The organism is Rhodohalobacter sp. 8-1, assembly GCF_038150125.1.
In the GTDB taxonomy this organism is placed as follows: domain Bacteria; phylum Bacteroidota; class Rhodothermia; order Balneolales; family Balneolaceae; genus SW132.
On sequence record NZ_JBBVMF010000014.1, the window covers coordinates 23628 to 49169 of the forward strand.

21 protein-coding genes are annotated in these 25542 nt (G+C 45.3%); 14 read left to right on the forward strand and 7 right to left on the reverse strand.

The window, feature by feature from the left end; all coding sequences use genetic code 11:
• Nucleotides 1–67 precede the first annotated feature (67 nt).
• Entirely contained in the window at nt 68–1567 is a 1500-nt protein-coding gene (locus AABW11_RS13470) for a xylulokinase (protein WP_340105638.1), read from the forward strand.
• Nucleotides 1568–1580: 13 nt separating this feature from the next.
• Here the strand turns inward: AABW11_RS13470 and AABW11_RS13475 are convergent, their stop codons facing one another.
• The 4 genes from AABW11_RS13475 to AABW11_RS13485 all read right to left on the reverse strand — a co-directional run bounded on the left by AABW11_RS13475 (nt 1581) and on the right by AABW11_RS13485 (nt 3933).
• Complete coding sequence (locus AABW11_RS13475) at nt 1581–2828, reverse strand: tagaturonate epimerase family protein (RefSeq protein WP_340105639.1); 1248 nt, start codon at nt 2826–2828, stop codon at nt 1581–1583.
• A 23-nt stretch (nt 2829–2851) separates the two neighbouring features.
• Nucleotides 2852–3139, reverse strand: coding sequence for a pectinesterase family protein (locus tag AABW11_RS20160; RefSeq protein WP_445263777.1), 288 nt, complete (start codon nt 3137–3139; stop codon nt 2852–2854).
• Nucleotides 3033–3323 carry a hypothetical protein gene (locus tag AABW11_RS13480; RefSeq protein ID WP_340105640.1) on the reverse strand — a complete coding sequence of 97 codons (291 nt, stop codon included), beginning with the start codon at nt 3321–3323 and terminating at the stop codon, nt 3033–3035. Before AABW11_RS13480 ends, AABW11_RS20160 begins: the two co-directional genes overlap by 107 nt.
• 223 nt (nt 3324–3546) lie before the next feature.
• Entirely contained in the window at nt 3547–3933 is a 387-nt protein-coding gene (locus AABW11_RS13485; protein WP_340105641.1) for a VOC family protein, read from the reverse strand.
• Between the two features lie 160 nt (nt 3934–4093).
• Here AABW11_RS13485 and kduI point away from each other — a divergent pair, with 160 nt between their 5' ends.
• The 13 genes from kduI to AABW11_RS13545 all read left to right on the forward strand — a co-directional run bounded on the left by kduI (nt 4094) and on the right by AABW11_RS13545 (nt 17319).
• Nucleotides 4094–4933, forward strand: coding sequence for a 5-dehydro-4-deoxy-D-glucuronate isomerase (gene kduI / locus AABW11_RS13490; RefSeq protein ID WP_340105642.1), 840 nt, complete (start codon nt 4094–4096; stop codon nt 4931–4933).
• Between the two features lie 33 nt (nt 4934–4966).
• Nucleotides 4967–5755, forward strand: coding sequence for a gluconate 5-dehydrogenase (locus AABW11_RS13495; protein ID WP_340105643.1), 789 nt, complete (start codon nt 4967–4969; stop codon nt 5753–5755).
• A gap of 350 nt (nt 5756–6105) precedes the next feature.
• Nucleotides 6106–6333: a DUF4861 family protein gene (locus AABW11_RS20165; RefSeq protein WP_445263776.1), complete on the forward strand. Its 228-nt coding sequence runs from the start codon at nt 6106–6108 to the stop codon at nt 6331–6333.
• Nucleotides 6334–6405: 72 nt separating this feature from the next.
• Nucleotides 6406–7434, forward strand: coding sequence for a LacI family DNA-binding transcriptional regulator (locus AABW11_RS13500; protein ID WP_340105644.1), 1029 nt, complete (start codon nt 6406–6408; stop codon nt 7432–7434).
• Nucleotides 7435–7579: 145 nt separating this feature from the next.
• Nucleotides 7580–8980, forward strand: a complete 1401-nt coding sequence (gene uxaC, locus AABW11_RS13505; protein ID WP_340105645.1) for a glucuronate isomerase — start codon at nt 7580–7582, stop codon at nt 8978–8980.
• A gap of 15 nt (nt 8981–8995) precedes the next feature.
• Entirely contained in the window at nt 8996–10033 is a 1038-nt protein-coding gene (locus tag AABW11_RS13510; protein ID WP_340105646.1) for a sugar kinase, read from the forward strand.
• 433 nt (nt 10034–10466) lie between these two features.
• Nucleotides 10467–11504, forward strand: coding sequence for a sugar kinase (locus AABW11_RS13515; RefSeq protein ID WP_340105647.1), 1038 nt, complete (start codon nt 10467–10469; stop codon nt 11502–11504).
• 70 nt (nt 11505–11574) lie between these two features.
• A complete protein-coding gene (uxuA, locus tag AABW11_RS13520) occupies nt 11575–12747 on the forward strand; it encodes a mannonate dehydratase (protein WP_340105648.1) in 1173 nt (390 codons plus the stop codon).
• 159 nt (nt 12748–12906) lie between these two features.
• Entirely contained in the window at nt 12907–13575 is a 669-nt protein-coding gene (locus tag AABW11_RS13525; RefSeq protein WP_340105649.1) for a bifunctional 4-hydroxy-2-oxoglutarate aldolase/2-dehydro-3-deoxy-phosphogluconate aldolase, read from the forward strand.
• On the forward strand, nt 13532–14563 hold the full coding sequence (locus tag AABW11_RS13530; RefSeq protein WP_340105650.1) for a TRAP transporter substrate-binding protein: 1032 nt from the start codon (nt 13532–13534) through the stop codon (nt 14561–14563). Before AABW11_RS13525 ends, AABW11_RS13530 begins: the two co-directional genes overlap by 44 nt.
• Before the next feature lie 23 nt (nt 14564–14586).
• The gene (locus AABW11_RS13535; protein ID WP_340105651.1) at nt 14587–15081 is read left to right on the forward strand and encodes a TRAP transporter small permease; all 495 of its coding nucleotides are present in this window, start codon (nt 14587–14589) and stop codon (nt 15079–15081) included.
• 30 nt (nt 15082–15111) lie between these two features.
• Nucleotides 15112–16407, forward strand: a complete 1296-nt coding sequence (locus AABW11_RS13540; protein WP_340105652.1) for a TRAP transporter large permease — start codon at nt 15112–15114, stop codon at nt 16405–16407.
• A gap of 96 nt (nt 16408–16503) precedes the next feature.
• Nucleotides 16504–17319 (forward strand): SDR family oxidoreductase, encoded by an 816-nt coding sequence (locus tag AABW11_RS13545; RefSeq protein WP_340105653.1) that lies wholly within the window; start codon nt 16504–16506, stop codon nt 17317–17319.
• Nucleotides 17320–17560: 241 nt separating this feature from the next.
• On the opposite strand, the gene AABW11_RS13550 is transcribed toward AABW11_RS13545, so the two are convergent.
• The 3 genes from AABW11_RS13550 to AABW11_RS13560 all read right to left on the reverse strand — a co-directional run bounded on the left by AABW11_RS13550 (nt 17561) and on the right by AABW11_RS13560 (nt 25471).
• A complete protein-coding gene (locus AABW11_RS13550; RefSeq protein ID WP_340105654.1) occupies nt 17561–21169 on the reverse strand; it encodes a VCBS repeat-containing protein in 3609 nt (1202 codons plus the stop codon).
• A 17-nt stretch (nt 21170–21186) separates the two neighbouring features.
• The gene (locus tag AABW11_RS13555; RefSeq protein WP_340105655.1) at nt 21187–21741 is read right to left on the reverse strand and encodes a hypothetical protein; all 555 of its coding nucleotides are present in this window, start codon (nt 21739–21741) and stop codon (nt 21187–21189) included.
• A 142-nt stretch (nt 21742–21883) separates the two neighbouring features.
• Entirely contained in the window at nt 21884–25471 is a 3588-nt protein-coding gene (locus tag AABW11_RS13560) for a VCBS repeat-containing protein (protein WP_340105656.1), read from the reverse strand.
• Nucleotides 25472–25542 lie beyond the last annotated feature (71 nt).

The window sequence follows — 25542 nt, forward strand, 5'->3', positions numbered from 1 at the left end:
CTGCTTAGCCCGTTTGGCTGGGCAGGATTTCTTATTAAACGCCTCTAAACTTTTCATTTTACCTTTTATGACCAAACACTCCTATTTACTTGGAATTGATGTAGGCAGTTCATCCATAAAAGTATCTGCAATTGAAGCCAGTACCGGCAATCTTGCAGGGGCAACGGTTTCACCGGAACAAGAGATGTCCATGCAGGCATTGAAACCCGGATGGGCTGAACAGGACCCCGACCTCTGGTGGGAGCACGTTGTTACGGCCACCCAAAAGCTTCTCGAAAATACGGACATTACGAAAGACGACGTTGCCGCAATTGGTATCTCCTATCAAATGCACGGGCTTGTGGTAGTGGATAAGAATAAACGGGTACTGCGCCCCTCAATCATATGGTGCGACAGCAGAGCGGCTGACATTGGCGAAAAAGCATTTCATAACATTGGTCCTGAAAAGTGCCTTCACAACTACCTCAACTCACCGGGAAATTTCACAGCCTCAAAGCTACGCTGGGTCAAAGAAAACGAACCGGAACTTTACCATAAGATTCACAAAATTATGCTCCCGGGTGATTTCATCGCCATGAAGCTTACCAACAGAATTTGTACAACGCATTCTGGTTTATCGGAGGGAATCTTATGGAATTTCAAAGAGAATAAACTCGCCCGAGATATTCTGGATACATATGCGATCGATGAAGAATTAATTCCGGAAGCTCTCAATAGTTTTGGTGATCATGGTGAACTTACGGCAGAGGCTGCGGAAGAGATTGGCCTCAAAAAAGGAACTAAGGTCACCTACCGTGCCGGAGATCAACCTAATAACGCCTTTTCACTAAACGTTCTGAATCCCGGCGAAGTAGCCGCCACAGCCGGTACATCAGGCGTGATCTACGGGATTACAGACTCTCTTGGTTACGATGAAAAGTCCCGGGTCAATACATTTGTCCACGTGAACCATACTGCTGAACAGAATCGATACGGTGTGTTGCTCTGCATTAATGGGACAGGCATTCTAAACAGTTGGCTTCGGAAGCAGTTTAGCATCGAATCAACCCTCACCTACAGCCAGATGAACGAACTGGCGGGTCAGGCTTCGATCGGAAGCGACGGACTGAAAATCCTGCCCTTTGGAAATGGCTCTGAGCGAATATTTGAAAACAAGGAAATTGGGGCCCAGGTACATGGGCTCAATTTTAACAGGCATGATAAAACCCATTTCCTGCGGGCAGCCCAGGAAGGAATTGTATTCTCACTCTATTATGGCTTTCAAATCATGCAGGATATGGGACTGACCCTTGATACCGTACGGGCAGGTCATGCAAACATGTTTTTGAGCCCCCTGTTTCGGGATGCGTTTGTAAACACAACCGGAACCCGGCTCGAACTTTACAACACAGATGGGGCACAGGGCGCAGCCAGGGCTGCCGGCGTTGGCGCAGGTATTTATTCCAGCCATGAAGAGGCATTTGAAAGTCTCAAAAAAATTGACCTGCTCGAACCTCAGCCCGAAAAACGTAAACTCTACCTTGATGCATATCAGAACTGGTTGAATACTTTGCAATCAAATCTTTAAAAAGGAATAAAATTTACCCAACAAACAACGGCTGAATATGCCGCGCATACAAATTATGGGTCACACGGCTGGATATATTCTCACGATTCTCATCGAGCAAATCAATAAATGCATCGCCCTCTTCGGCAGCAATTTTATAAGAGCAATGGAAAAATTGACGTAATCCAGATTGAAATTTCGGATGATCAGGATTATGTTCCACTGCTTCTTTAATCTGCCGGCCGGTCCAGGAAGAAAACTCATCTGGCTGAGGTAATTGAGATTTCTCAATATCAATCACGGGCAGATACGGGCCTGTGAGTTCATCATACCGGCCATAGGCATTTTTGTAGATTTTATGTACCATATTCAGTCCATCCTCTCCGCTCTCGGCTAAACCGATCAGCTCTTCGAGCCACGTAGTGCCTGATGTTTTCAGATGAAGCCCCGTATCATGTTTTAAGATCAGCTTTCGGATTTCCGGGTAAAGCGAAAATTTATCGCTTCCCGAATGAACACTCAGTTTAAGGTTTTCGGGCAGTTTAAACTCCCTGACGGCGTAATCAATAACCCACAAATCTTCATCAAATTCTTTTATAAACTGATCGATCTCACCCACGTAATCAACGCCCTTATAAAATTCACCCGTAAACTTCGGAGCGATTGTATTTATCATCACATCATAATCGGATAGGGCTCTCAAAATAAAGAATAATTCCACGGGTGTTTGAGGTGTCTCTACTTCATCCATAGAGATCTCAAATAAAGCCTCTCCGTTCGATTTCTTCTGCTTGATATATCTGTATAATCTGCCTGCTTCCTTGATGGCGTGGAGGTACTGATCACACCACTCGTCCAACAATTCTTGACTCACCTTAAATGATTCAGAGATCCCCGGAATTGACACTTCACCAATCAGTGATCTATTTTGTCTCAAAAACTCCTCTTTATCAGATTCATCGGCAGGTTCTCCAATAAAATCGGCAACATCAATCGTAAAGAAATTCGATAGCTGGATATATGGGTCTACAATATCCAGCGTGATGTGGTCTGCATCAACAAAATACGGGTCACGCCAACCCAGGGCTGAGGTTGCAGAATCAGCTTCCCGCCTCACCTCATTATGGTTGGTACCAATAATTTCGTGCTCCCGGTGTGATTTATTCCAAACCGGGTAAATAGTCACGCCATCGTTGATTTTTGCTTTCAACACGGCCTGTAATTGTGCCTGCCCCTGTTGCCCAAACCGATCGCCTGTACCTAATGAGTATTTTCCTAACATGTTTTTTTCTGTTTGTAATAAAATCAATTGGTTATTCTAATGCCTTCAACAGCCAATGATGGTGTCACTACTGTCGGTTGTCCGTTATCGGATGCTATCCATAAAATTTTTTTGGGTGTATAAGACCCTGCTTCGATAGTTGATAACTGTTTAACCCAGGAGACTCTTTCGACCGGCATAAATCCCGGACCTGAGTTGCTAAATTCACCATAGAAAACAGTCTCCTGAGCTTCCGGCCTGTTCCAGTTGTGCCATCCTTTCGGGATGGTACGATTGTCCCTGTCTGTGTTTATAAATACAGACAGGGACAAAATTTCTCCAGGGACGCCCCAAATATACACCTTCGAAATCTGCACCTGACGTAAGCCTGGAATTTTTGATCACAAATCCATGCTCAACATTTCCTGGTGTTGATACGGCTGTTATAAAGAGAATTAAATAATCTGAGAATACCAACAGATTGTGCAATCGTTTGTAATCTACAGAGGTAGACATATTTTCAGAGCGTAAAGCAAAAATTTTTAAAGGGATAGTTATCATCTATCAGATAGATTGCATTAATTTTACTCCAATTCAAACATGCTTATCAACAACCAGAGGATGTTCGAAAGTTAGGTTTTGACAAGTATTGATTCGAATTCAGAGCCTGATTGAATAAAGTATGCTCGATAAAATTCCTAACAAAAACATTCTTACAGATGATGCATTCTCATCCGAATTATGTAAGCATAGACACGCCCCTTTTGCAAAGCTGCAGAGGCAATCCCCAGGGATCGCGGAGCATTACCAGGTGAGATCCATCCTCAAGCTTATCATCACTTATGAATGATGCACCAGCTTCCATAAGTCGCTTTTTGTCTTTTACAGGGTTTTCGGACACCAATGCAACATGCACAATTAATGGATCCATGTTTTCATAATCAGGCACATCATCGGGCGGATTATTGTAAATTTCCAGCATCACCCGCCCACCGTCATCAGCTAAAAATGTTGTATGCGGTGCCTCCTTTTCCTGCTTGACAACTTTTAATCCTATGTGTTCAACGTACCAATCAGTCATTTCAACCGGGTTGCTTACGTTGATAGCAAAATGTTCAATTTTCATAACTACGCTGAGACTTAAAAATTAATGGTATAAAAAAGATTCTCATTCTTTCGTTTATATTTTGATACAATATTATAATCGGAATAATTGTGTGAAAATATTCAAATTAATCTATATAATGCGCAATCGATTACATTATGTAATTTAACCTACCTTTTGTATGTCTACAAACTATTCGATACGATTTGCAGCAAATCCTGATGACTTTGACACGTACGATACCGATCAGATCAGAAATGATTTTCTAATGCCGGATCTGTTTTCTGATGGTGTTATCAACCTGGTTTACACTCATTATGACCGATTTATTGTCGGCGGTGCCAAACCGGGAAGCAACGCACTGGAACTGGAGACAATTCCTCCCCTGAAGGCTGATCAGTTTTTAGACCGCAGGGAAATCGGAATTATAAATGTGGGTGAAACAGGAACAGTGACAGTAGATGGTAATGAGTATACTCTTGATTTCAAAGAGGCTCTATATGTAGGAAAAGAAGCCGGCAAAGTGGAATTCAAACAGGCAAATGGAAAGCAGCCCCTTTTTTACCTCAATTCAGCTCCTGCACATACATCATATCCAACACAAAAGATCACCCAGGATGATGCTGAAATTGTTGAACTGGGTTCGTTGCAGGCCTCCAACCACAGGGTTATACGAAAACTGATCGTTCACAGCATTGTGAAAACGTGTCAGCTGCAAATGGGTATGACTCAGCTTGAGGAAGGCAATGTCTGGAATACCATGCCGCCGCATGTCCACGATCGCCGGATGGAAACTTATTTCTACTTTGAATTGCCGGAAGACCAGGTTGTCTGTCATTTCCTTGGTGAACCTGACAACACCCGACATATTTGGCTGAAAAATCAACAGGCAGTGCTCTCTCCCCCATGGTCAATTCATTGCGGATCAGGAACAAGTAACTACACCTTTATTTGGGGAATGGCCGGTGAAAACCTCGATTTTAACGACATGGACAAATCCAAGCCTACCGACCTGCGATAATTATATTTTTACTCAACTAAGCCAATATCATTCATGAGTAGACTTTTTGATTTATCCGGAAAACGAGCATTTGTGACAGGAGCCACCCACGGCCTTGGAATGGCGATGGCTAAAGGCCTGGCTGAAGCCGGTGCAGAACTGATTATCAATGGCACCACTCCTTCACGAATGGAAAGGGCTGTGGAACAGTATGAAAGTGAGGGACACACGGTTCACAGCTTTATCTTTGATGTCACAAAAGAAGACAAAGCCCGTGAGCATGTAGATAAAGTTGAAAATGAAATTGGCCAAATCGACATCCTTGTAAATAATGCCGGTATTATAAAGCGCGTTCCGCTTAAAGATATGGATGTAGAGGAATACAGACGGGTGATCGATGTGGACCTTGTAGGCCCTTTTGTGATGGCTAAACAGGTTATTCGCCACATGATACCCCGTAATGAGGGTAAAATCATAAACATCTGCTCGATGATGACGGAACTTGGCCGCGACACGGTCGGTGCCTATGCCGCTGCAAAGGGCGGTCTTAAGATGCTTACACGAAGCATGGCAACGGAATGGGCGCGATTTAATATACAGTCGAATGCCATTGGCCCGGGATATTTTGCCACATCACAAACCGAGCCAATTCGCAAAGAAGATCATCCATTCAACGAGTTCATAATCAACCGAACGCCGGCCGGACGTTGGGGAGATCCATCCGATCTTGCCGGAACCGCTGTTTTTCTCTCGTCAAAAGCGAGTGACTTTGTGAACGGACAAGTCATTTATGTTGATGGCGGTATCTTGGCTACGATTGGTAAACCAGCCAACGAGCATTGATCATGAAAACCTATCATACCTCTGCAAGGAGTATTTTTTCTTTTACAGCTACAGTTATAATGGCTTTTCTTCTGTTATCATACAGTGGTCCTGTCCAATCAATGTTTAAAAACACCTACGATGTCTGACATTTCAGAGATCAATCCAATGATCTTGAAACAATCTGGGATGGAATATATCTTTATGAAAATGATGTGATGCTTCATAGTGATGCAACAACTGACACTTTGATTGTTGAGTTAGTGAATATAAATAACGATCGTCCTGTTGAAGAACGGGCTAAAGAGAATGGCGGTGTTCTGGTATTCTCACCCATGATCAGCAAACTAAGACAATGACGACTATCTGGAATGGGATTAATCCTGCCATCGGAAAATTATATCGAGTACAAAGAAGCGCCCAACGAAGAATCCGAAATTATTCAGTGCCGAAAAGCACATTTAAAAGCCTCCTATCGGAAAGAGATTCACTATTATGTAACAGCAGGCTGTGAGTTGAGCAATTCAAATTTTACCGATCTCGAATACTTCTTTGAATATGCAGAAACTGAAATGAATCATTTTTTAATCCAATGCTGATAAAACAAACAGGCTATTTGATTTAAAAAATTCACATGCAGGGCATCTAAACCTCCGGGTGAGAACATTTAAATGAAGAAGAAACAAACGACAATCCACGATATCGCTGAGCATCCTGATATTACTGCTTCAACTGTATCCCGGGCACTTAAAGACAGCCCCCGAATAATCGACAAAACAAAACAGTCTGTCCGGGCAATGGCAAAAAAACTAAATTATCATCCTAACAATATTGCCGCTGCGCTTCGAAAAGGGAAAAGTAATGTGATTGGAATCATTATACCCATGGCAGACAGGAACTTCTTTGCATCCATTATTAGGGAAATTGAAGAGGTTGTGAATGATGCCGGCTACAATGTCATCATCTATCAATCCAATGACTCCACTGAAAAAGAGATATCAAACATCAACACCCTGTTTAAATTCCAGATTGATTGTATAATGTCTTCCTATGCGAAAAGCACAACTGATTTTGATCATTGCAAAGAAATTGTCGACCGTGATGTGCCTCTTATTCTTTTTGATCGGCTCCATGAGTCTCTCGAATCGCTTGATGTTGACGCTGTAGTTATCGATGACTATATAGGAGCTTATAAAGCGACACAACATTTGATTGACCAGGGATGCCGCGGAATTGTTCATTTCTCCGGCCCTGAACACGTCAGTATTTATAAAGAACGTAAGCGCGGATACAAAGAGGCTCTTATCCAGAACAATATTGATGTGGATGAAAACCTGATCCTCAAAAGCGATTTGAAACTCGAGGCTGGGAAACAGATGACAGAAAAAATTATACAGTGGGAAAATTTGCCGGATGCTATTTTCTCATCCAGTGATTATGCGGCCATCGGGGCGATGCAAGTGTTAAAATCCAACGAAATAGATATACCGGGAAAAGTTGCTATTGTTGGCTTTAGTAATGAGTCGTTTACCTCCTTCATAGAACCGCCGCTGTCTACGGTGGATCAGCATAGCAAGAAGATTGGTCAATACGCTGCAAACCTTTTTTTAGACATTGCGAAGAAAAGTAAAGGAGAGCATAACGCCACAAAAACCGTTTTATCACCTGAATTAATCATCAGAAAATCATCATTGAAATAATTGTGAATTTAATTCAGGATCAATCATATTTTATTAGCAGAATCCATTTTTAGGGTGGGGTTTGTAACCGGGTGTATAAATTACTTTAAAAGGGCTAAAAAACCTCATTAACATTTAATCTGAATAATATACAAGGAGCTGACTTATGAAAGCCTTTCTCACAGATGATTTTTTACTTCAAACAAAAATAGCAAAAACGCTGTACCACGATTATGCGTCCGTTCAACCCATCATCGACTACCACTGTCATCTCACTCCCGCTGATATAGACAGTGACAAAAACTTTGCAAACCTAACTAAAATCTGGCTCGATGGCGATCATTATAAATGGCGGGCGATGCGAACATTTGGCATTGATGAAAAATATATCACTGGTGACGCACCGGACAAAGAAAAATTCCTTAAATGGGCAGAAACCGTACCCTATACCGTCAGGAATCCACTTTATCACTGGACCCATTTGGAGCTGCAGAGATACTTTAATATTGACGAGCTTCTCAAGCCATCCACAGCAGAACGGATTTATGAAAAGTGTACAAATGATCTTCAGGATCCGGAATTCAGTACACGGTCAATACTAAAACGTATGAACGTAAAGGTTGTTTGCACCACGGACGATCCGGTTGACAGTCTTGAGCATCACCAAAATATCAGGGACAGTTCGTTTGATGATAAAATCCTGCCGGCGTTTAGGCCTGACAAAGCCTATGCTTTTGATAAGGTTGAAACTTACAACAACTATCTTGATCAGCTGAGCGAGGTCAGTGATACCGATATCAGCACCCTCCCGCTATTGGTTGAGGCGCTGCACAAACGCATCAATTATTTTCATGAAAACGGCTGTCGGCTTGCCGACCACGGCCTCGCGAAAATTCACTATTCAGATATTTCAAATGTCGAAGCAAATGAAGCATTCATACAAATCCGAAGTGGAAAAGAATTAAGTACGAAGCAAAAGCATGGCCTCACATATATTATTCTGATTGAACTGGCTAAACTTTATGAGGGCAAAAACTGGGTGCAGCAATATCACCTGGGCGCACTTCGAAATACCAACGATAGAATGTTAAAAGAACTGGGCCCTGATACAGGATTTGATTCGATCGGTGATTTTTCTCAGAGCCAAAATCTATCTCGGTTTCTAAATCAGCTCGATTCAACCGATCAGCTTGCGAAGACCATTCTTTACAATCTGAACCCGTCGGATAATGAAGTGATGGCAGCTATGATTGGCAATTACAATGATGGCTCAGTGAAAGGGAAAATGCAATATGGTTCGGCATGGTGGTTTCTGGATCAAAAAGATGGAATGGAAAATCAACTCAATACGCTCTCCAATATGGGACTACTAAGCTGTTTCATTGGGATGCTAACCGATTCCCGAAGCTTTCTTTCCTTCCCCAGGCATGAATATTTTCGGCGGATACTCTGCAACCTGATCGGAACTGATGTTGAAAATGGAGAGCTGCCAAACGACCTTGATCTTCTCGGCGGAATCGTGGAAGATATCTGCTATAATAACGCTAATGAATATTTTGGATTTTAGACAGCGCACAACACTATGAAAAAAGTAATCACATTTGGCGAAATTATGCTTCGCCTCTCCCCTCCCGGCTATCTGCGGTTTTCTCAAACCAATAGTTTTGATGTAAATTTCGAGGGAGCAGAATCTAATGTGGTAGTATCCCTGTCTAACTTTGGTATCCCAACGGAACTGGTGACGCGTGTACCCAAAAACGATATAGGTGAGTCCGCTATAAATGATTTAAGAAAACACGGTGTAGGGGTAAAACATGTAAAATTTGGTGGTGAACGCTTAGGAGTCTACTATCTAGAAAACGGCGCCGTACATCGCGGAGGTAAAGTTATTTACGACCGTGCACACTCCGCCTTATCGGCCATGGAAACAGGCATGATTGACTGGGAGGAAGTATTTGATGGGGCAGAATGGTTTCACTGGACAGGTATTACACCTGCATTGTCTCAAAACGCCGCAGATGTGTGTAAAGAAGCGATCGAAGCGGCCAACTCCCTCGATCTTACCGTCTCTGTTGATTTTAATTTCCGTGGGAAATTATGGAATTACGGTAAAAACCCATCGGAAGTTCTTCCGGAAATGGTTCGAGCTTGTGATATTATTTTGGCTAATGAGCTGGATGCAGAGCAGCATTTTGGCATTCAGCCGGAAAATAAGGAGGAATTAGAAACGGGCGAGATGAACCGGGACGCATACCTGTCTGTCTGCCGTCAGTTGATGGATCAGCTTCCAAAGGCCAGAAAAATCATTACTACCAGAAGGGAAACAATCAGCGCATCCCACAACAACTGGTCAGGGGTATTATATAATGGTGATGACTTTTTTGAATCTCCAAAATATAGAATCACACATATTGTTGACCGTGTTGGAGGTGGGGATTCCTTTATGGGTGCATTGATTTATGGATTACTGACATATAAAGATGATGATCAAAAAGCACTAAATTTTGCCTTAGCGGCATCCTGTTTGAAACATACGATTGTTGGCGATGTGAATTTAGTAACGGTTGATGAAGTGAAAAAACTCATGGAAGGTGATTCCTCAGGGCGGGTGTCCAGATAAAGGATTTGAATACCCGACTAACTACTTATCTTTTGATGAATGTCTTGTCAGAAAAGTTTAATTTGTGCAAGTTAAGTTATCGGTTAAGTAAACAGGTGACATAATCATCAGTATGTTACTTAACCGGAAACGGGGGTAGGGTTCTAATGATCTATATTATATAAGTGTCCATCGAACATCTCTGCTCAATTCAATCTGTTATTCATAACTTAATCACTACATGCACAAATCAATATACTTGAACGCATAATGAATCTTATTAATATCGATTACCAGATCAGAATCACCAGTCATAAGTTTCGACCATCTCCTGGAGCTATTGTCGAAAATGGAAAGCAGCCATTTGATTCGGATCGATTGAATGAAATCGATTCGGATAACTGCTACATTAACGCAAACAATTATTTTAATTTTAAACTTAATATCAATCATTATGAAAAAAGTAATTACCCTGGGTGAAATTATGCTTCGCCTCTCCCCTCCTGGATTTTTAAGATTTTCACAAACAAACACCTTTGATGCAATATATGGTGGCGGAGAATCGAATGTTTCCGTTTCACTGGCCAATTATGGAATTTCTACAGAATTTATTACCCGTCTGCCTGATAACGACATCGGCCAGTGTGCGTTAATGGAAATGCGTAAACGCGGTGTGGGAACTAATCATATCATTTATGGTGGAGAACGTCTTGGAATTTACTTCCTTGAAACCGGTGCTGTAAGCCGTGGCAGTAAAGTAGTTTATGACAGATCTCATTCAGCTATCTCGACGATAAAAAAAGGAATGATCGACTGGGAGAAGGTTTTTAACGATGCCCAGTGGTTTCACTGGACTGGTATTACACCAGCGATTTCTCAGGGAGCAGCTGACGTATGTCTGGAAGCAATAAAAGCCGCGAATGAACTTGGAATTACGGTTTCAACCGATCTCAATTATCGGGCTAAACTGTGGAAATACGGCAAGGAACCATCCGACGTAATGCCAGATCTCGTGGAGGGGTGTGATATTATACTCGGAAATGAAGAAGACGCCGAAAAACATTTTGGCATCCATCCAGAGAATGTAGATGTAACCCAGGGTGACTCTATGGACAGCCAGGCCTACCTATCCGTGTGTAAACAATTGATGGAAAAATTTCCACGCGCTAAAAAAGTCATCACCACACTGCGCGGATCGATAAGTGCATCTCACAATTCATGGTCGGGTGTGCTGTACAATGGAGACGATTTTCTGGAAGCTCCAACCTATCAAATAACACATATCGTTGACCGGGTTGGCGGAGGAGATTCTTTTATGGCCGGTTTAATTTATGGGCTGCTGACGTATAAAGATGACGATCAAAAAGCTCTTGAATTTGCAGTGGCAGCATCTTGCCTGAAACATACTATTTATGGAGATGCAAACCAGGTTACTGTGGATGAGGTTAAAAAACTGATGGAAGGCGATGCATCAGGACGTGTATCCAGATAAGGACAAAGGTCTTATATTTTGTTTTTTTAAATGAGGCAATCAATCTGTATCAAAACTCTATTGTTTATACATGAATTTAGAATACACCTGGCGCTGGTTTGGTCCGAATGATCCCATCACACTTGATACCATTAAACAAACGGGGGCAACTGGTATTGTGTCTTCCCTTCATCACAAGAAACCGGGCGAGGTGTGGAGCGTCGAAGAAATTAATACTCATAAAAAAATGATTGAAGCCAATGGACTGAAATGGTCAGTGGTTGAAAGCATACCTGTTCATGAGGATATTAAAAAGCAAAGCGACAGATGGAAAGAATGGATCGAAAATTATAAGGAATCGATTGAAAACCTGGCTTCTTGCAATATTAAAACGGTCTGCTACAACTTTATGCCTGTTCTTGACTGGACCCGGACTGACCTGGAATTCCCGCTTGGCGATGGAACAACCGGGCTCAGGTTTGATCAAATTGCATTTATTGCATTCGAACTCTACCTGCTTGAGAGGAATAAGACGGGAAATAATTATTCAAAGAAACAGATAGAAGAAGCCCATACATATTTCGAAAGTCTCGACGATCAACAGAAAAAGCAGCTAACGAATAATATCATAGCTGGGTTGCCTGGCGGCCACGAAGAATACGGTCTGGATGATTTCAAAGCCACTCTACAGGAGTACCAGTCGATAGATGAAAACCTGTTAAGAAAGCACCTAGCCCACTTTCTCAAAGAAATTGTGCCGGTTGCTGAATTCAATAAAGTGAAATTATGTATCCATCCGGATGATCCGCCCTACACTATTCTTGGATTACCACGGATTTTAAGTACCGAAAAAGATGTGAAATGGCTTTTAAGTACAATTGATTCGTTCTATAACGGACTCACTTTTTGCACGGGATCATTTGGAGTCAGAGCTGATAATGACCTCCCTGGTATAGTAAAGCGCTTCGGTGAACGGATACACTTTCTTCATTTAAGAAGTGTACAGCGTGAGAGTGATGGAAGTTTTTATGAAGCTGATCACCTCGGGGGCAGCTCCCGGGTTGCTGAGGTGATGCATTCCCTGCTGAGTACGTTCAAATCATCAAATAGAATTATCCCGGTCCGGCCGGACCATGGACATAAAATGATGGATGATCTCAACAAAAAATCCAATCCGGGTTATTCCTATATAGGTCGACTTGATGGATTAGCGAAATTAAAAGGTCTCGAGAAAGGAATTCAGTTTTCTTTAAAAGCCGATTAATTACCAGAATAATTGTGATCATATCAGATCCACATTTTTAAATTTATTAATTGATATCTATTAAATTTTTGATGTGATTGTGTAATCGATTGAACAATCAAATTTTTTTTCCGGCCAACACATAATATTTACCGTTAAACTTTTAAACCACGATAAACCATGGCAAGATTTACTCGAATTGAAGTTGTACTTGAAATGAACCGGTCTGGTTTGGTGCCTCTATTTTATCATGATGATTTGGAGCTTTCTAAAAAAGTTCTCACGTCCTGCTACAATGGTGGAGCACGCCTGCTGGAGTTTACTAACCGGGGCGATTACGCCCATGAAGTATTCAGAGAGCTGAATATCTATGCAGAAAACAATCTCCCTGAGATGATACTCGGCGTGGGCTCTGTAACCGATGCAGGAACAGCTTCACTGTATATGCAACTTGGAGCAAATTTTGTAGTAACCCCTGTTCTTCGCGAAGATATCGGTCTTGTGTGTAATCGCCGTAAAGTATTATGGTCCCCCGGATGTGGTTCGCTGGCTGAAATTGCACGTGCTGAAGAACTCGGAGCTGAAATTGTAAAAGTATTTCCTGGAAGCCAATTAGGGCCGGGCTTTGTTAAAGCTATAAAAGCACCCTGTCCCTGGACATCCATCATGCCAACCGGGGGTGTAACAGCTGATAAAGAAAATTTGAAAGCTTGGTTTGATGCAGGAGTGACGTGTGTGGGGATGGGATCAAAATTGGTAACAAAAGAATTTTTGAATAATGAGGATTTTGAAGGCCTGGAGAATCATGTGCAAAACACACTTCAAATTATTAAAAGATTCAAAAAGTAGATCACCTCTGAAGGTATTAATTCTGCTTGTTCTACCTGCTCTTCTTATTTCACTGGCTGCCTGCGAAAAGCTGACAGATACCACGACGATTCGTCTCGCACATGGTCTTAGCACTTCGCATCCCGTACATGAGGCAATGATTTTTATGGCTGACTTGGCAGATGAAAAGTCAGATGGAAAGATGCGAATAAAAGTCTACCCCAATCAGCAACTTGGCTCTGAACGTGAACTTCTTGAACTGGTACAGATCGGCAGCGTAGGTATGACAAAAATATCGTCCGGTGCCCTTGAAAACTTCGTGCCCGAAATGCGAGTCTTCGGTCTTCCTTACCTGTTTGGTGATGAAGAACATATCGAGTCGGTACTTATGGGAGAGATCGGACAGCAGCTTCTTCTGGCGGGTGAACCTTATTGGCTGAGAGGCCTCACCTATTACGATGCAGGTAAACGCAGTTTTTATACTATTGATCGGCCTATAAAAACTCCGGATGATCTGCAAGGCATGAACATTCGGGTAATGCAGAGCCAGATGGCTGTAAACATGATGCGAGAATTAGGCGGGTCGCCCACTCCAATCTCGTTTGGCGAACTCTATACAGCCCTTCAACAGGGCGTTGTTGACGGAGCTGAAAATAATCCTCCTTCATTTTTAACCTCGCGCCACTATGAAGTGGCAAAATACTACAGCCTGGATGAACATACCATGCTCCCCGATGTGGTCATTATCGGTACAGAAGTTTGGGATAACTTGAATACTCAGGAGCAACAATGGCTACAGGAATCAGCAGATTCATCAGCTGTATTCCAAAAACAACTATGGCTTGATGCCGAAACAGAAGCCCTTGAGACGGTTCAGAAAGCCGGTGTTGAAATTATTTACCCTGATAAAAAACCTTTTATTGAAGCAACCAGGGCGATATATGAGCAATTCAAACAAAATGAACCCGACATTTATAAGCTGGTAGAACAGATTCAAAATCTTCAATAGAATAAGTTATTACAAACATATTCATGACATTAAAAGAAAAATCTGACATCTATATTGGTCACTTTCTTGCCTTTTTAATGGCTTTGATGCTATTAAGTGTGGTATGGCAGGTATTCACCCGGTATATCATGGGTGAAGCAAGTGATTTTACCGACGAGCTGGCCCGCTATCTGTTAATATGGATCGGCACCCTTGGAGCTGCATACATTTCAGGTCAAAAAATGCACCTGGCCATTGATCTGCTTCCCGAGAAATTAAGTGGAAAAGCCAATTATCGCCTCAATGTAGTCATCAGTCTGTTTATAATGGTTTTCGCGCTTTTTGTTATGATTATTGGCGGTTCAAGACTTGTTTATATCACCTTTACACTGGATCAAGCATCTGCATCGCTTCAAATCCCCCTGGCTTATGTGTACTCTATTCTGCCGATCAGCGGTTTGCTTATAATCTATTATAAGGTATTGGATATAATGAACCTTAAAATGGATAAATCTCCCGGCTCGAAAACTGTTGAATAATTTCTAAACACTACAATCTTTCGGCTTACTATGGGAATAACAGAAATACTGGTACTTATTATAAGCTTCATTATTCTATTGGGAATCGGCGTGCCAATAGCGTGGAGTATTGGACTATCCAGCCTCTTTACTCTTGTAGTAAGCATCGAGACAATACCTGCATTTACAACGCTTGCCCAGCGAATGGCAACAGGACTTGACAGTTTCACACTCCTTGCGATCCCATTTTTCATTCTTGCCGGCCAGTTAATTAATAGCGGAGGCTTGGCTCACAGGCTAATTAAACTTGCGAAGAATATGATGGGATCACTACCAGGTGGCCTCGCTCACGTAAATATTGTTGCTGCGATGTTGTTCGGCGCAATCGCCGGTTCCTCTGTGGCGGCTGCGTCTGCTATCGGCACAATTTTAGGGCCGAAAATGGAAGAAGAGGGCTACACAAGAGAGTTTGGTGCGGCCGTCAATATAACGTCATCAACAACCGGGCTGTTGATTCCTCCCTCTAACATTTTGATTATCTATTCCCTCGCCAGTGGCGGCGTTTCTATTGCAGCTCTTTTCCTTGCCGGCTATTTGCCCGGTATTCTCACAGGACTGATGTTAATGACGGTAGCCGGTGTTTGGGCGAAAAGAAAGGGGTTTCCGGTCGGTGAACGAACCGAATTCAAAGAGCTCTTCAGAAGTTTTATTGACGCTATCCCTTCCTTGTTTCTTCTAATCATAGTTATTGGGGGAATCATCGCAGGAATCTTTACGGCCACAGAAGCATCGGCCATAGCTGTGGTTTACACCCTGATTCTTGGATTTATATACAGAGAACTTCGGGTAAAGAATCTGCCCGACATTTTTCTTCAATCGGTCAATACAACCGCCATTGTAATGCTGCTTATTGCCACATCAATCGGTATGTCATGGGTGATGTCTTACGAAGATATTCCTGTTACTGTAACTGAGACGCTGCTTTCCCTGAGTGACAATAAAATAATTCTTCTCTTGATGATTAATTTCATCCTGCTTTTCGTGGGTGTATTTATGGACATGACGCCTGCCGTACTCATTTTTACGCCAATCTTTTTGCCTATTGTCACAGAACTGGGAATTGACCCCACTCACTTTGGCATTATCATGATTTTAAATTTATGCATTGGGCTCTGCACGCCGCCAGTAGGTTCCGTACTCTTCATTGGCGTGGGGATAGCCAACACAACTATTGTAAAAGTTATCAAACCTCTTATGCCCCTGTTTATCGCGATGATCGTGTCGTTGATGCTGGTCACATATTTCCCTGAAATCAGTCTGTGGCTGCCTCGTTTGTTTGGATTTTGAGTCATTCAAAGAATTGATGATCAGATCTGATATTATGGCTTCATAGCTATATTTTAATTGCACAACTACTTACAAACTGAATTCTAATTTCATCTCATGAATAATTTATTTGATTTAACTGGAAAAGTAGCGGTCATAACCGGTGGAAATGGTGTTTTAGGGGGAGCTATGAGTGACGGACTTGCGGCTGCCGGTGCTCGGGTTGGTATACTTGGCCGCACAGAGAAAACGGTAAAACAGCAGGTTGATAAAATTAAGGCAAATGGCGGAGAAGCTGTTGCCCTCGTTGCAGATGTACTTGATAAACAATCTGTCAAAAAAGCGAATAAGAAAATCACGGACCATTGGGATACAGTTGATATTCTGATCAATGCAGCCGGAGGAAATATGCCGGGCGCCACCATCAATCCGGATCAAACTTTTTTGGATATGGATGATGAAGCCCTTGAAAAAGTTATAGATCTAAACTTCAAAGGAACATACCTCCCATCAAAGATTTTTGCCGAATCGATGATCAATAAAAAAGAAGGTGTGATTATAAACATATCGTCAATGGCGGCACAACAGGCAATAACGAGGGTGATGGGCTATTCGGCCGCTAAATCTGCTGTCGATAATTTTACCCGGTCGCTGGCCATTGAAACAGCACTGAAATATGGTGATGGTATTCGGGTAAATGCGATTGCACCCGGCTTTTTTATCGGTACACAAAACCGGGATCTATTGCTAAAGCCAGACGGCAGCTTAACCGCGCGCGGACAAACTATTATAGACAATACCCCGATGAAGCGATTTGGAGAAGCTGAGGAACTAATCGGAACAGCCATTTGGCTTTGCAGTAGTGCATCCACGTTTGTGACGGGTACTGTGATCCCTGTTGATGGAGGATTTAGCGCGTTTAGCGGCGTTTAATCGGTTATTTCTACGGGTTGATTACACTTGACTTTTCAAATTTCAGTACGAATCCGTGAGATCAGTTCTGCAAACTTTCATAGTGTACCGATTTCAAACCTCCTCTCTTTCAGAATCTTTTTGATTTTTTCAAGGGATTCTAAACGAGTGATTCCATCACAGGAGAAAGCTTAGCTTGGAATGTAATATGGGTCCTATCTTAAAAAGAGTATCTGTACGAACCTTCCTTTTTAAAAACCCTTCAATTTATATCAATCTGAAGAATAACAGGAGAATTATTATATCGAGCTATTATAATTTTCTGCCTTCCACGGTCTCCGTCAAACGACTGAATAGTTCGTATTTGCCCGTTAATTTTCACCCCGCTTTGTTGAGAGGTGTATGTGCCTAACTCGCCATTCAGGTAACCAACAACCACTCCGCGACTTGCATCATACGGGCCAGCCTGGGGTTTCACCTCATACAGGTTCCCGCCCATCAGGATCTCATCGGCCCCGTCGCCGGTTAGATCGGTCAGGTGCACGCCGTACATTGGCGCCAGCTGCGCCCGCACCGGCAGCGGCTCCCCACGAAACCCTCCCTCCTCGTTCCAGAAGATCATGCTGCGCAGCTCTGTGGCCCGGAGTTTCAGGGCGCCAGACAGCTCCTCTTCTGAAAATATCTGCTGTACCGACTGACCGCCGTAGCTGGCATAGTCAGGGTATTTTTCGGCCAGCCGGGGAATCTCGGCAATCAAATCGTGGCGCAGCGCCACCGGGTAGTCGACGCCCTCTTTGGGATAGCTCAGGATCTGCTGGATCATCCCGTTGCCGGCAAAGTCACCCGCCCACATCTTAACCGGGTGGTCATCACTTGCTTTAAAAATAGAATTTTGTCCGTGGTTGCCTCCTACCAGATCCAGTCGCCCGTCGCCGTTCACATCGCCGGCAGCCACCGCGTTCCACCAGCCGTGAGTATCGTCGAGGCCCAGGTCGGTTGTGATCTCTTCCAGGGATTCCCCGGTGTTGGCAAACACACGCACCGGCATCCACTCCCCTACAATCACCAGTTCGTCTGCCCCGTCGCCCGTCAGGTCGGCCCAAAGCGCATCGGTGATCATCCCTGCTTCCAGCAGTCCGGGCGCCCACTCTTCGGTCACGTCGCTGAAGGTGCCATCGCCGTTGCCCGCCAGCAGGTAGCCATTGGCCGGCAGGCCGACGGCAAACGGGAGAAGCCGTGTGCCCACAAACAGATCCGGAATCCCGTCACCGGTAAAATCATGCGGGGCGACCACTGAGCCCGCGTCATACCGACGGGGCGTGGGCAGCAGCTGCGGGGATTTACTGAGTTCGCCCCGGCCATTCGAGATATACATCCGGTCGGCCAGCAGCGACGAGCTGGTCGAGTAGGAGTTCCCGCCGCTGACCACATACAGGTCGTCGGTCCCGTCGCCGGTGGCATCAAACATCGCGCAGTCGATATCCTCGCTGCCGGTGTCCGCGGCAAACAGCTCCGGTTGGTGCGGACTGAAGGCTCCCTCTTTGTTTTGCGTCCACAGCGTGCCCGCCTGATCACGAGCACCGCCGGTGTACACATCATCCCGCCCGTCGCCGTTCACATCGCCGGTACAGAGGGCTGGCCCTTCGGTCGAGCGCATGTGCAGCAGCAGCCGCTCGCGGTCGAAGTCGCTGTAGGAGTAGCGCTCGTGGGACCAATCGGAGAGGCCCGGGAGATCTGCCGGTTGAAGCAGCGGAAGACCTGACAGCGTGTGCGCATTTGCACTCCTGTCAGCGTCGGACGTTGTGAAGCCCGTCTCCGAACGCTTCAAGGACCTGTCGGACGCTTGAAGGTTCTCGGTTTGCTCCGGTCGCTTCAAGGTCTCGCTCCCGCTCGACGCTTGGAGGTCCTGGCCTGATTGACCTGGCAGAGTACGCTCTGTTGCGTTCCTGCCAGAGTCTGGCGTGATGGGGCCGTTCTCCGGACTCTGCCAGGTCCTCGCGGACTCTTGCAGGTCCTTGGCCTTGAAATCGCCCGGCATGGTGGCCGGAGGCGGTGGCGGAGCGGGCTGATCTGTTGCCCCGGACTGCCGCAGGGTAATCCGGGCAGGTGCGTCAACAGCAGTCATGCGGCTGGTGCGTCCGTCGGGCCAGCGGAGAACCAGCGAGTCGATGCTGGCTGTCTCGCCAAGGCCCACGTGCAGGCCGGGCTGCACGCTCGACTGAAAGCCCCGCTGGAGAAAATGCTCGCGGTACCAGTAGCCGTCTTCGCCGGCCCACACCTGAAGCTGTGCCCCAATGCCTTGAGTGTTGGGTGCCTCTCCGTCAAGCTCCACCTGGAGCCAGGTTCGCTCAGAGTAAAGCTCGCCCGCACGGTTGCGATAGATACGGGCCGGGCCATTCACCTGGCTGACCACCAGGTCCAGCGCTCCGTCGCCGTCAAGATCCGCCCATGCCGCCCCGCTGGAAAATCCCGGGGCGTCCAGCCCCCAGTTTTTAGTTTGGTCGCTAAACTCAAGATCACCTTCATTTGAGAAAAGAAAATTGGATAGCGGATTTGAAGGGATGATATCAATAAATGCTTGAAAATCGTCCTGGTTTTCATTTTTCAAAGATCTCATTCGGTCCGGTGATCGTAAATCTTCCAAATAATCAAGATCTGTAATATCATGTACCAACCCGTTTGTCACAAATATGTCGTTGTGTCCGTTTAGGTCAAAATCCGATATCAATGCAGCCCAGCTCCAATCCGTTGAGTGTATATCGGCATATCGGCTTATCTCCCGAAACGAAAAATCTCCCTGATTGAGATTCAGTACGTTTCTTGTCATCTGGTGACCGTAGCCCCAGTCCGTTTTATTTTGATATCTTTCATACCCTTCAAACGTAGTTACCGTCTTCGTTCTGGCATCATCATCCGGAAGCATATCAAGGACATAAATGTCAGGCCATCCATCGTTGTTTATATCTGCGATATCGGCACCCATAGAGGCTGCGCTCATGCTTCGCATAACCTGATCATCAATACTTTCCGTCAAAAGACCATTGCCTGTATTCTTGTACAAAAAGTCGCGTTCAAAGAAATCGTTGGCTACAAATAGATCTGTATATCCGTTTCTATCTACATCAGATACGGTTACGCTCAACCCAAACCCGGTAATGCTGCTGTAAATACCAACCTCTTCAGATACATCTGTAAAACCATCGCCGGTGTTTTTGTATAAACGGTCACCGCCCAAAGAATCCCTGACTTCTCTCAGTTCTTCAGATATCTCAAAATTGGTAATGGGCTCATTTGCATTATTGAGAAGATAGAGATCAATCAGACCGTCGCCGTTATAATCAAAAAATGTTGCCTGGATGGAATACCCGTTGTCATCAATACCGTACTCTTTGGCAGATTCCGTAAACATACCATCACCATTATTGATAAACAGTTCATTTCGCCGATTTTCAGACATTCCCGAATTGGACACATAAATATCGAGAAGGCCATTTCCGTTGATATCTGCCAAACTTACCCCGGTTGACCAATCTCCGTTTCCGGCAACACCGGCTTGATCTGTTACATCTTCGAACTGAAAATCACCCCGGTTAAAGTAAAGACGATTCTCCCCCATGTTATTCACAAAATAGATATCCGGAAGGCCATCACCCGACAGATCGCCGACAGCAACACCTCCGCCATCATAAAAATTGCGATAGGTATAAATATTGAACTCTTCCTGGAATAGAAGGTTGTTTTCAAAGCTGATATTCGTTTGAGCAGGGCCCAGGGTTTCAAAAAGAGTTGACCGGTTTGATTCTGAACAGGATGATATAAATATCGTGAGTCCAAAGATCAGCACAAGAAGCGAAAGTTTACTATCTGACATATAACTCATAACGCTTTTTAATTCCGGTAGGCTTTTGAGATATCAATGAAGTCAATCTGTACAGTATTTACCGATTTTTTGTACATACGAATTTCACGATTTCCTTCAATACTTATCCAGGGCGTAGTTTCGATGCCGGGGACATCAACCTGGCTAAATGTAGTTGAGTAGAACTCTTCATAATAGACTTTCAGGTCTTTCAACAGTTCATCTGCATTATATTGTTCATTCCAGGGAGACCAGGAGATATAGGATGCGCTCACGGGCATTTTTGAAATCACACCATTTTGAAACTGCGGATAGAACTCAAGACTTACAGTACTTTTCAGATCTTCCAGCAGATAAACAATATTTACCCCGCCTGAAATAATTTGCTGCTGATTCATTTCCCAGCTTGATTCAAGAAATTCTTCTCGTGACATACCAAATTCGTAGCCAAGAAATATCTCATTCACTTCTTTTTCTGAATTAAGCCCTTCCTGAACTTTTCTTTCGTATTCAGATTTATTTGAACACCCAAATAAGAGAATTGAAAACACAAATACTGTGAAAATAAATACACCAAATCTCATATACGATATTTTTAATTTACCTTTTAAAACTACAGTCAATAGATGATTATCAACCAACATGAACCCTGAATTATTTGGAATTCATTCTGATCCAAAAGCCACTAACAGTTTGAGCCCTGCAATAATGGAATAGAATATTCAGTCATTCAAGATGATTATTGCTTTGTGAACGAATCACAAGATTATCATCGTACATCGCAATGATAAAATACCGGCTCCCATTGACAGTTAACGACGCTATTTGTCGGATTTCACCATCAATTTCAAACCCGCTTAGTTGCGGGGGATAACTTCCCAGCTTCTCGTTTTTGTATCCAATCACCACCCCTTCTGAGGCATCGTACGGGCCCGCCTGGGGTTTTACCGCATACAGGTTCCCGCCCATCAGGATTTCCGGGCGGCCATCGCCTGTCAGATCCCCGGTGTGAATCCCATACATCGGTGCCAGCTGTGCCCTCACCGGCAGCGGCTCGCCCCTGAAGCCTCCCCCCTCGTTCCAAAAGATCATGCTTCGCAGCTCGGTGGCCTGCAGTTCCAATGCATTGCTCAGCTCTCCTTCTGAAAAGATCTGCTGCACCGACTGCCCTCCGTAGCTGGCATAGTCAGGGTATTTTTCTGCCAGCCGCGGAATCTCGGCAATCAGGTCGTGGCGCAGTGCCACCGGGTAGTCGGTGCCCTCTTTCGGATAGCTCAGAATCTGCTGGATCATCCCGTTGCCGGCAAAGTCGCCCGCCCACATCTTAACCGGGTGGTCATGACTTGCTTTAAAAATGGAGTTTTGCCCGTGGTTCCCCCCGATCAGGTCCAGTCGTCCGTCGCCGTTCACATCACTGGCCGCCACCGCGTTCCACCAGCCATGGGTAGTCGCCAGGCCCAGGTTGGCGGTAATTTCCTCCAGCATCTCCCCGGTGTTGGCAAACACCTGCACCGGCATCCACTCGCCCGTAATAACCAGTTCGTCTGACCCGTCGCCCGTCAGGTCGGCCCACAGCGCATCGGTGATCATGCCCGCTTCCAGCAGCCCGGGTGCCCAGGCCTCGGTCACGTCGCTGAAGGTGCCGTCGCCGTTGCCAGCCAGAAGGTAGCCGTTGGCCGGCAGGCCGACGGCAAACGATCGCAGCCGCGTGCCCACAAACAGGTCCGGAATTCCGTTGCCCGTAAAATCGTGCGGGGCCACCACCGAGCCCGAATCATATCCCCGGGTGGTGGGCAGCAGCTGCGGGGATTTGCTCAGCCCGCCCTCGCTGTTCGACACGTACATCCGGTCGGCCAGCAGCGACGAGCTGGTCGAATAGGAGTTCCCCCCGCTCACCACATACAGGTCGTCGGTCCCGTCGCCGGTGGCGTCAAACATCGCGCAGTCGATATCCTCGCTGCCGGCGTCTGCGGCAAACAGCTCCGGCTGATGCGGGCTGAATGCCCCGCCACTGCCCTGCGCCCACAGCACGCCGGCCTGACCACGCGCCCCGCCGGCAAAGACATCCTCCAGGCCGTCGCCGTTCACATCACCGGTGCACAGGGCCGGCCCTTCGGTCGAGCGCATGTGCAGCAGCAGCCGCTCGCGGTCGAAGTCGCTGTAGGGGTAGCGCTGGTGCGACCAGTTGGTTATTGGCGGGAGTTGCTCCGGGTGCAGAAGACCTGGCAGAGTACGCTCGTTTGCGTTCCTGCCAGAGTCTGGCGTTGTGATTCCCGTCTCCGAACGCTTCAAGGTCTCGCTGCCGCTCGACGCTTGGAGGTCCCTGGCTTCCCGATCTGGCAGAGTGTGCTCCTCTGCACTCCTGCCAGAGTCGGAAGGAACAGGCTCAGAACCCGGACTCTGCCAGGACCTACTCCGCCAGCCGGCGGATCCGGACTCTTGCAGGTCCTGGGGCGAGAAATCACCCGGCATGGTGGCTGGCGGTGGCGGCGGGGCGGGCGCATGGGTCGCCTCCGACTGCCGCAGGGTAATCCGGGCAGGTGCGTCAACAGCAGTCAGGCGGCTGGTGCGCCCGTCGGGCCAGCGAAGGACCAGCGAGTCGATGCTGGCGGTCTCGCCAAGGCCCACGTGAAGCCCCGGCTGCACGCTCGACTGGAAGCCCCGCTGCAAGTAGTGCTCGCGATACCAGTAGCCGTCTGTGCCGCCCCACACCTGGAGCTGTGCTCCGATCGCCTGCGTGTTGGGCGCCTCACCTTCAAGATCAACCTGTAGCCAGGTGCGCTCCGGGTGGCGTTCCGCTGCACGGTTGCGGTAGATACGGGCGGGGCCGTTCACCTGGCTAACCACCAAATCCAGCGCTCCGTCGCCGTCAAGGTCGGCCCACGCCGCGCCGCTGGAAAATCCCGGGGCGTCTAATCCCCAGCTGCTCGTGCTGTCGGCAAATTGCAGATTCCCTTCATTTGAAAAAATATAATCCGATACAGGCACAGAGCTCATTTCATTCATTAAATTCATGATCACATTATCTTCTCCCGCCATAATACGCTGCTGAATGTTTCTTGGGTTAGCGATAATATCAATATAATCCTGGTCAAGGAGATCTTTATAGATTCCGTTTGCAACATAAATATCATTGTTGCCACTCAGGTCATAATCAGCCATCAAAACTGCCCAGCTCCAATCGGTAGCATATACATTGGCAAGCCTGCCAATTTCGGAAAATTCCTCATCCCCCCTATTAAGCTGAAGGGTGTTTCTTGTAAATTTATGGTGAAAACCACGGCTAAATAAATTGCGATAATCATCCCATGAATCAATCTGCATTTTTGACTTTAAGCGATCTTCTGTTGCCGGGAGCATATCAGAAACATATATTTCCGGCCATCCATCATTGTTGATATCAGCTATATCAGATCCCATAGAACTGGAGCTTAAACTTCGAATGGCTTCATCCAATTTCTCTGTAAACGTGCCATCACCATTGTTTATATAGAGATAGTCTCTTTCAATAAAGTCGTTTGCTACATATAAATCTGTATAACCGTCACGATTCACATCTGATGCTGTTGCGCTTAGGCCAAATCCAATAACGCTATTATAAATACCGGCATCGGATGTCACATCAGTGAATTCAGACCCATCATTTCTATAAAGTTTACTGGACCCTGCTCCGCCTGGTTGAGTACGTAAGTCGGACGAAGCATTACTAAACCCGGCAATCTCTTCAGTCGAATTACTAATGAGGTATAAGTCAGGTCTGCCATCTGAGTTATAATCGAAGAAAACACCGTGAGTTGCCAGACTTTCATCAGCAATTCCCCACGCCTCTGATTGTTCTGAAAATGTTTTATCACCATTGTTTATGTAAAGACGATTATGCCTGCCATCATTATTAGACGGAGGACCGGAAAGAGCAACAAAAATGTCAAGATGACCGTCTGAATTTACATCGGCAAAACTTACTCCTGTTGACCAGTATCCGTCTGAATTCAAACCGGCCTGATCAGTAATATCTTGAAATTTAAAACCACCCAGATTTTCATATAGTCGATTTGAAACCATGTTACCAGTAAAGAACAGATCCGGCAGACCGTCACCTGTAACATCACCAACAGCTATACCTCCACCATTATAAAAATTTCTGAAGAGATACATGTTGAACTCTTCGGTTGGGGAAAGCACATTTGCAAAATCTACACCTGACTCTACAGGGTCTATTTCTCTGAATAGTGAATTCTTATGCCCTGATTCGCCCGAGCAACCAGACAGTAGAAAAACCATTCCTATAAAAACTGCAGAAGATAATTCTTTCAAGTAAGCGTGATACTTCATTTCTATATGCGGAAATTGCAACGTGTTCAACGCTAGTTTAATATCTAAAAACC

What these genes read in the sequence shown, in the direction of transcription:
- AABW11_RS13470 (WP_340105638.1), top strand. Translation starts at nt 68, where the DNA reads ATGACCAAACACTCCTATTTACTTGGAATTGATGTAGGCAGTTCATCC.
- AABW11_RS13475 (WP_340105639.1), bottom strand. Translation starts at nt 2,828, where the DNA reads ATGTTAGGAAAATACTCATTAGGTACAGGCGATCGGTTTGGGCAACAG.
- AABW11_RS13480 (WP_340105640.1), bottom strand. Translation starts at nt 3,323, where the DNA reads ATGTCTACCTCTGTAGATTACAAACGATTGCACAATCTGTTGGTATTC.
- AABW11_RS13485 (WP_340105641.1), bottom strand. Translation starts at nt 3,933, where the DNA reads ATGAAAATTGAACATTTTGCTATCAACGTAAGCAACCCGGTTGAAATG.
- kduI (WP_340105642.1), top strand. Translation starts at nt 4,094, where the DNA reads ATGTCTACAAACTATTCGATACGATTTGCAGCAAATCCTGATGACTTT.
- AABW11_RS13495 (WP_340105643.1), top strand. Translation starts at nt 4,967, where the DNA reads ATGAGTAGACTTTTTGATTTATCCGGAAAACGAGCATTTGTGACAGGA.
- AABW11_RS20165 (WP_445263776.1), top strand. Translation starts at nt 6,106, where the DNA reads ATGGGATTAATCCTGCCATCGGAAAATTATATCGAGTACAAAGAAGCG.
- AABW11_RS13500 (WP_340105644.1), top strand. Translation starts at nt 6,406, where the DNA reads ATGAAGAAGAAACAAACGACAATCCACGATATCGCTGAGCATCCTGAT.
- uxaC (WP_340105645.1), top strand. Translation starts at nt 7,580, where the DNA reads ATGAAAGCCTTTCTCACAGATGATTTTTTACTTCAAACAAAAATAGCA.
- AABW11_RS13510 (WP_340105646.1), top strand. Translation starts at nt 8,996, where the DNA reads ATGAAAAAAGTAATCACATTTGGCGAAATTATGCTTCGCCTCTCCCCT.
- AABW11_RS13515 (WP_340105647.1), top strand. Translation starts at nt 10,467, where the DNA reads ATGAAAAAAGTAATTACCCTGGGTGAAATTATGCTTCGCCTCTCCCCT.
- uxuA (WP_340105648.1), top strand. Translation starts at nt 11,575, where the DNA reads ATGAATTTAGAATACACCTGGCGCTGGTTTGGTCCGAATGATCCCATC.
- AABW11_RS13525 (WP_340105649.1), top strand. Translation starts at nt 12,907, where the DNA reads ATGGCAAGATTTACTCGAATTGAAGTTGTACTTGAAATGAACCGGTCT.
- AABW11_RS13530 (WP_340105650.1), top strand. Translation starts at nt 13,532, where the DNA reads ATGTGCAAAACACACTTCAAATTATTAAAAGATTCAAAAAGTAGATCA.
- AABW11_RS13535 (WP_340105651.1), top strand. Translation starts at nt 14,587, where the DNA reads ATGACATTAAAAGAAAAATCTGACATCTATATTGGTCACTTTCTTGCC.
- AABW11_RS13540 (WP_340105652.1), top strand. Translation starts at nt 15,112, where the DNA reads ATGGGAATAACAGAAATACTGGTACTTATTATAAGCTTCATTATTCTA.
- AABW11_RS13545 (WP_340105653.1), top strand. Translation starts at nt 16,504, where the DNA reads ATGAATAATTTATTTGATTTAACTGGAAAAGTAGCGGTCATAACCGGT.
- AABW11_RS13550 (WP_340105654.1), bottom strand. Translation starts at nt 21,169, where the DNA reads ATGTCAGATAGTAAACTTTCGCTTCTTGTGCTGATCTTTGGACTCACG.
- AABW11_RS13555 (WP_340105655.1), bottom strand. Translation starts at nt 21,741, where the DNA reads ATGAGATTTGGTGTATTTATTTTCACAGTATTTGTGTTTTCAATTCTC.